The organism is Metabacillus niabensis (genome assembly GCF_902829255.1).
GTDB classification, from domain to species: Bacteria; Bacillota; Bacilli; order Bacillales; family Bacillaceae; genus Metabacillus; species Metabacillus niabensis.
Window position 1 is genome coordinate 1 of the sequence record NZ_CADEPK010000236.1, and the last position, 6,825, is coordinate 6,825.

Sequence of the window (6,825 nt, forward strand, 5' to 3'; positions counted from 1 at the left end):
CGTAAAATACATATAAACTATCAAAACTATGCGAAAAAGTTATAAAGACTTACGGCTTATTCGCTTGAACATATTTAATAAATGCTCTTGCTGCAAAAGAAAGATATTTATTCTTTTTGTAAATAAGCACTACTTCCCAATCAATAGATGGATAGGATATCGAAATCGCATGCACGTTTTCATTATTAAATCGACTCACCATCGACCGCGGAATAATTGAGATCCCCACCTGTGTTGCTACCATCTCACCCATGATGTCCCATAAGGAGCTTTTAAAGGCAATCTTCGGTTCAAACCCAGACTGAACACATGCTCTCTTCACTACATCATGGAGGACATAATCCTCTGTTAAAAGAATAAATGATTCATGTTTTAATTCTGCTAGATGTACTGATTCTTTTTCAACGAGCCAATGTTCATTATCGACGATGACAACTAATTCCTCAGATAACAAAGGGATGATTTCAAATAGCTCAGTGTCAACCGGCATTACGGTAACTCCTAAATCAATCTCTCCTTGTTTTACCTTACGTGTTAATTGTTTTGCACTAAATTGAACCATATCAATATCAATTTGCGGATATTTGCTTTTAAATCCAGCAAGTATTTTAGGAAATAGTAATACACCTATTGAAGGCATTAATCCCATATGTATCGTTCCTTTTTCCATATGAACCAGCTCATCAACAGAAGAATAAACATCCTCTACCGACTGTATAATTTTCAAGGCCTGCTCATAAACAATCCTTCCTACATCAGTAAGCTCAATTTTCCTCTCTGAGCGATCTAATAAAGTCACCTTCAGCTCATCCTCAAGATTTTTAATCAACTTGCTTATCGATGGCTGAGAAACAAGCAAAATATGCGATGCTTTTGTAAAGCTTTTTTGTCTAGCTACCTCTACAAAATACTTAAGCTGTTGAAGATCCATTTATTCATCCCTTCAATCTATTTTTCTACTTTTCTATTTTTATAAAAAAACCTTAGTCATGTTGATATTCAAGCCTACCTGTAATTTAGCTGTTTTCTTTTGGAAATAACAAAAAAAGAACTTTATTCTATTTTAAATGACTTTATGATTCAAGAACATTTAATTCGCTCTTTTTACCTTATCTAATAATCTAAATGAATAGCAAAAAGACATGCGTTGAATAGCCTCTTTTATTGAGAATGCACTTTACTAAAAATGAAACCCTTCAAATTTAAATGGTTTTGCTTAAGTACATATCACGACAAACTATATGCTATAATTTATAGGGCGAAATAAAAAATAGAGGTGACATTCTTGCCAATACATGTTGTATTATATCAACCAGAAATTCCGGCTAATACTGCAAATATTGCACTTACTTGTGCCGCAACGAAAACTGCCTTGCATTTAATTAGACCACTTGGCTTTTCAACAGATGAAAAAATGATCGAACGAGCAGGTTTAGATTACTGGAAGTCTGTAAACATAATGTACTATGACTCATTAGAAGACTTTTTCGCGAAAAATCAAGGTGAGTTTTACTATATTGAAACATATGGTACAAAAACACATTCATCCTTTGATTTCAGTGATAGGGAAAAGGAGCATTATTTTATGTTTGGTAAAGAAACGACTGGTTTACCAAAGGATATACATGAAAAAAATAAAGGTCATTTTTTAAAGATACCAATGAATGATAAGGTTCGTTCATTGAACCTTTCGAATACAGCGGCAATATTAGTCTATGAGGCGATGCGCCAACAAGGATTTCCCGATTTAACTTAAAAAATCTTCCGTCTTGGAAGATTTTTTGTTGGTTTTCCATGCAGATATTGTCTAATTAGGTAAGAAAACGTGATATCGTTTAATTGTGGTATTGCTTCATATAATTTTAGCAATACTTCACAATCTCCATTAGAAAACATAATAAATAAAATAAACTCTATTAAAAATAATCTATCATCTTACCTTATTTTTATTTTTTATAGACCATATTACGACTGGTATCAATAATAGAGATAAGATTCCTCCAATAAAGGATAATGTTGCATAACTTGAACCCGCCACAACCATTCCAGACAATACTCCTCCAACAGCCCCTGACAATGCAATTAAAACATCCACTGTTCCTTGCGTTTTAGCCCGCGAAGATGTTTCAGTTGAATCAACAATAAGCGCAGTCCCACTTATTAGGCCAAAATTCCATCCTAATCCTAGTAAACAAAGAGCAATTACTAGAAGAACCATCGAATCACCTGGTGCGAATGCTGATACTAAACCTGCTAGAAGCAATGTAGCTCCAGAGGCAATGGCCATTGTAGTACGTCCAAGCTTATCAACTAATACACCTGTAACCAATGAAGGTAGATACATCGCCCCTATATGAAACCCAATCACAACACCTACTTCACCCAAACCATGACCGTGATGTCTCATATGAACTGGTGTCATCGTCATGATGGCAATCATAACAATTTGCGTAAGAACCATAATTGTCGCACCAACGATAACACCTCTTTTGTCCCCGTTTTGTTCCATATCAGTTGAATGGTCATTACTAATACGTTCTTGGTTAGAAGCTTCAATTGCTTTTGCAATAACTAATGGATCTGGACGAAGCATCACAAAAAGTACAAGACCAGCTAAAATATATGCTACTGCTGATAAAATGAAAGGACCAGCTAATGATGGAACACCGATAGAAACGGCAAAATCCCCCATCACATTAACTAGATTCGGTCCTGCCACTGCACCAAATGTTGTAAAAACCATTGTCATACTAACAGCTGTTGCCCGCTGTTTATTGTTAGCTAGATCCGTCCCCGCATATCGAGCTTGTAGGTTTGTCGCTGTTCCTGCACCATAAATAAGGAGTGAAGCAAATAAGAGGAATACGCTATTTATAATTGCTGCAAGTATGACTCCTATTGCACCAAGTCCACCGATCATAAAACCGACTGTTAAACCAGTACGACGACCGTAACGTTGAGAAAGTCTTCCAACAAATAAGGCAGCTCCTGCAGATCCTAAAGTGAATAATGCAGAAGGAAGTCCAGCAAACGCATCTGTACCGAGCATTTGCTGGGCTAACAGTGCTCCGACAGTCACTCCTGCCGCTAACCCTGCCCCACCAAAAATTTGTGAAATACTCACAATGAATAATGTGCGGTTGTATAATGCTTTTTGTTTCTCTGGAGAACTAGTATAGCTTTGTAACCAAGCTGTTTGAAGGTCCATTGCTTTTACACTTTCTTTCTGCAGCATAATTTCCCCCTACCCTTCTCAAATTTCTACTCATCTGTAACTTGATTTGAATCATCATAACACGCACAAAAAAGCCATACAATATAATAATTGTATGGCGAACAATATATTAAGCAATTTCATCTAGTAAACGTTTAAGAATACTCAAGCCTTGTTCAAGCTCATCGATGGTTTTTGGTGCACAAACAGAAACTCTTACAGCCCGATCTGGACAACTATTTCCCACCACAAAACGTTCAGCAGCATACACTTGTACTCCCTGCTTGGCAGCTAATGCTTCAAATTCAGCACCTGAAAGATTTCCTGGTAAAAGCAGCCACCGAAAGATGCCTGTCTCAACACCTAGACAAGTATAGTCTGCCAAATAGCGATCAACGACTTGGTTTCTGCGAATTGTTTGTTCCTGGTGACTCTCGATTAAGACTTCAAATTGGTTCGATACAATCGTACGTGCTGTTAGTTCTGCTAATAATGGTGAAACGGTTATATTTAAATTATAAAGTGCCTTTGAAATGGGCTCCTTAAATTGACTAGGCACTGAAACATAGGCTAGTCGTAATCCTGGTGCTAATGACTTTGATAAGCTCGCAATATAAATAACCTGTTCTGGTGCAAATGATGCGATTGCTGGTAGTGGTTGTTTGCTGAGAAGATGGTATGAAGCATCTTCAATAACAAACTGATTATATGTTTTGGCAATTGCTGCAATCATTTTACGATTTTCAACAGACATAAAGGTAGCTGTAGGATTATGATAGTCTGGAATCAAGTAAATGCCTTTGATGTTGTCATTTTTACAAGCATATTCAAAGGCCGCTGGATTCATTTCATCGTTCACTGATTTTATCGGTACTAATTGCACACTAAGCATTGCTGCAACAGTTTTCAAACCAGGGTATGTATGATGATCAACACCGATGCGATCTCCTGGTTTACAAAGCCCTGCTAGTGTTGCAGCAATCGCATTCTGGCCACCATTTGCAAATAAAATGCGATCAACTGTCGGTTCAAACCCACCTCTTCGAATCAGCTTAATAGCAGCATCCTTTTGCCAAAGACTTTCACCTGCTCGACCGTATCCAAACCATTTTTCATAATTTGCCTCCTGCAGCATGCTTTTTAATTGATATAGCAGTGGTTCAAAAGAATCATTATCTGGCAGAGTTGCTCCCATTTCAATTAAGTGCTTCGGCTTTTTATCTTCAAGCAAATACGCATTCGATAACGCATCATATGATACAAAGGTGCCACTTCCAACGGTTGCACTTAACAATCCCTTTAACTCACACACTTTAAAAGCTTTAGAGATGGTACTTACATTTAAATCTAAATAATCAGCCAGCTCTCTCTGTGGCGGAAGCTTTGTTCCAGGCAATAAAACTCCGCTTACGATATCCTGTTCCAATTGCCCCGCAAGTGCTTGATAAATAGGCCTTTTCGTTTTATCAATCGATGGCTTCCAGCTCATCGGATAGTTTTCAAAAGAATTAATTGGCATGATGATACGCATCCTTTTTTCACACAATTATATGATGGGGACTGTTTATAAAACAATTTTAATTTAATAACATCTATTCGCGGAATTGGTGTACCGCTTCTTTAGAAATCGTTTTATTTCATAATCCCTTATCTGTGATACTATATGATTAGCTCCTTGAAAGGAATGGATTTTATGAAGAAAGCAGACAAGTTAGCCTCCTAAATTTTAATAAATATTAACTTTAGGAGGCGTATAAATTGAACTTTCATAAAATTGATTTAGACACTTGGAAGAGAAAAGAGATCTTTCAACATTTTTTGAACCAACAAACGACTTTTAGCATAACTACAGAGCTTGATATAACGGTTTTATACCAAAATATCAAACAAAACGGATATAGATTTTATCCTGCATTTATTTTTTTAGTCACAAGCGTAGTAAATACAAACACAGCTTTTAGAACGAGTTACAACAGTGAGGGTGAATTAGGCTATTGGGATAGATTAAACCCTGTATACACTATTTTTGATGATCAATCAAAAGAATTTTCAGGTATTTGGACTCAAGCAGAAAAAGACTTCAAACAATTTTATCATGATTACCTTTCTGACGTAGAAACGTATAATGGTTTAGGCAAGCTTTTTCCGAAAACACCCATTCCTGAAAATACCGTTTCTGTCTCTATGATTCCATGGACTTCATTTACTGGATATAACTTGAATATTCAACATAACGGTAATCACTTACTTCCTATTATAACGGCAGGGAAATTCATTAAAAAAGGTGATTCCATTTACTTACCGGTATCTTTACAGGTCCATCATTCTGTTTGTGACGGTTATCATGCAGGATTGTTTATGAATACATTACAGGAATTAGCACATCGTTCTAGTGACTGGCTTAAATAATGTTAACAAACAAACCGACTGTACTCTATACAGTCGGTTTTCCTCATGTGTCTAATAATACCTTCAATAAAACGCTCATCATTTCTGGAGTGTACTCAAACTAAAAATTTCAACTTGCTTTGTTTACGAACGAAAAAGAGTAGTGAGCAACTCCTTTCCTGTTCATGCACCTATTCATATGCCACTGCTATTTAGATTATTTTTTTCCCTTTCCCACTTCTGCATATTTCATTTCATTTACTTCTAAAACGTTCCATCCACTTCCATCATATTCTAGCTTTGTTACACTGCCATTTTCGAAGCTTCCAGCTGGTAATTTACTAATATCAATTTGAGCAAGGATAGTTCCCATTGTTATTCCGTGCGAAACGACTAAAACATTCCCTCCGCCATTTTGATATGCTTCATCTGCTATTGCCTTAAATTCTGTATAGGCCCGATCCTTAAGCTCTTCATAACTTTCTGCTTCTTTAGATGGATCAATTTCCGAAACGGCATTCATTATCTTTTCAATAGGATTGCCACCGCTAGCTAAAAGCTCTTCTTGGCTTTTATAACCTAAGTGTTTAGCAGCATCCCCCCACATAACTTCATTTTTTTCTCCTTCATAAATTCCAAAATACCCTTCACGAATTCCTTGCTTTTGAACTAACTCTAAGTCTTTTGCATCAGTTTGATTTTCTTCTAAAATCATATTTGCTGTTTGGATTGCTCTACCACTGTCACTTGAATAAGCGGCAGTAAATGGTATATCGGCTAATCCTTTCCCGACATTATGAATTAACTCTTCCCCCTCAGAAATAAGTGGTCCATCTGCCCAACCTTGAGCACGATCCGTGTTATTTAATATTGTTTTACCATGACGAACCAGATAAATCGTCACTTTCCCTGGTTCTTTTTGCTCTTCTGATCCTTTATTTTTATCTCCATTAGAGTTCTCGGTTACATTTTGATTTAAACTTCCACAAGCTACTAAATTAACAATCATCATCATTATGAATACTAAAAAAATTTTTCTTTTCATTTCCCGTGTTCCCCCATCCAATTATGTTTTCGTTTCTAGCAAATTATTTCAAGAAAATTATGGAAGGCACCACCTCCTTTCTAACAAAAAAAACCTGATCTGAAATGAAGGCACAAATTTCCCGTGCTTCAAATCAGATCAGGTTATGCCCTATTAAGGTAACATTCCTGTATTAGAT

Annotated in this window: 6 protein-coding genes; 2 read left to right on the forward strand and 4 right to left on the reverse strand. The window is 36.4% G+C overall.

The window, feature by feature from the left end; all coding sequences use genetic code 11:
* Positions 1 to 49: 49 nt before the first annotated feature.
* On the reverse strand, positions 50 to 931 hold the full coding sequence (locus HU235_RS15090; protein WP_174880723.1) for a LysR family transcriptional regulator: 882 nt from the start codon (positions 929 to 931) through the stop codon (positions 50 to 52).
* A 354-nt stretch (positions 932 to 1,285) separates the two neighbouring features.
* On the opposite strand from HU235_RS15090, the gene trmL reads away from it, so the two are divergent.
* Positions 1,286 to 1,756 carry a tRNA (uridine(34)/cytosine(34)/5-carboxymethylaminomethyluridine(34)-2'-O)-methyltransferase TrmL gene (trmL, locus tag HU235_RS15095; RefSeq protein ID WP_174880724.1) on the forward strand — a complete coding sequence of 157 codons (471 nt, stop codon included), beginning with the start codon at positions 1,286 to 1,288 and terminating at the stop codon, positions 1,754 to 1,756.
* Between the two features lie 174 nt (positions 1,757 to 1,930).
* Here trmL and HU235_RS15100 read toward each other — a convergent pair whose 3' ends face one another.
* Both HU235_RS15100 and HU235_RS15105 read right to left on the reverse strand, forming a co-directional pair.
* Positions 1,931 to 3,238: an MFS transporter gene (locus HU235_RS15100; protein WP_174880728.1), complete on the reverse strand. Its 1,308-nt coding sequence runs from the start codon at positions 3,236 to 3,238 to the stop codon at positions 1,931 to 1,933.
* A gap of 106 nt (positions 3,239 to 3,344) precedes the next feature.
* The gene (locus tag HU235_RS15105; protein WP_174880725.1) at positions 3,345 to 4,733 is read right to left on the reverse strand and encodes an aminotransferase-like domain-containing protein; all 1,389 of its coding nucleotides are present in this window, start codon (positions 4,731 to 4,733) and stop codon (positions 3,345 to 3,347) included.
* 239 nt (positions 4,734 to 4,972) lie between these two features.
* Here HU235_RS15105 and catA point away from each other — a divergent pair, with 239 nt between their 5' ends.
* On the forward strand, positions 4,973 to 5,623 hold the full coding sequence (gene catA / locus HU235_RS15110; RefSeq protein WP_174880726.1) for a type A chloramphenicol O-acetyltransferase: 651 nt from the start codon (positions 4,973 to 4,975) through the stop codon (positions 5,621 to 5,623).
* A 196-nt stretch (positions 5,624 to 5,819) separates the two neighbouring features.
* Here the strand turns inward: catA and HU235_RS15115 are convergent, their stop codons facing one another.
* Positions 5,820 to 6,647 (reverse strand): histidine phosphatase family protein, encoded by an 828-nt coding sequence (locus HU235_RS15115; protein ID WP_174880727.1) that lies wholly within the window; start codon positions 6,645 to 6,647, stop codon positions 5,820 to 5,822.
* Positions 6,648 to 6,825 lie beyond the last annotated feature (178 nt).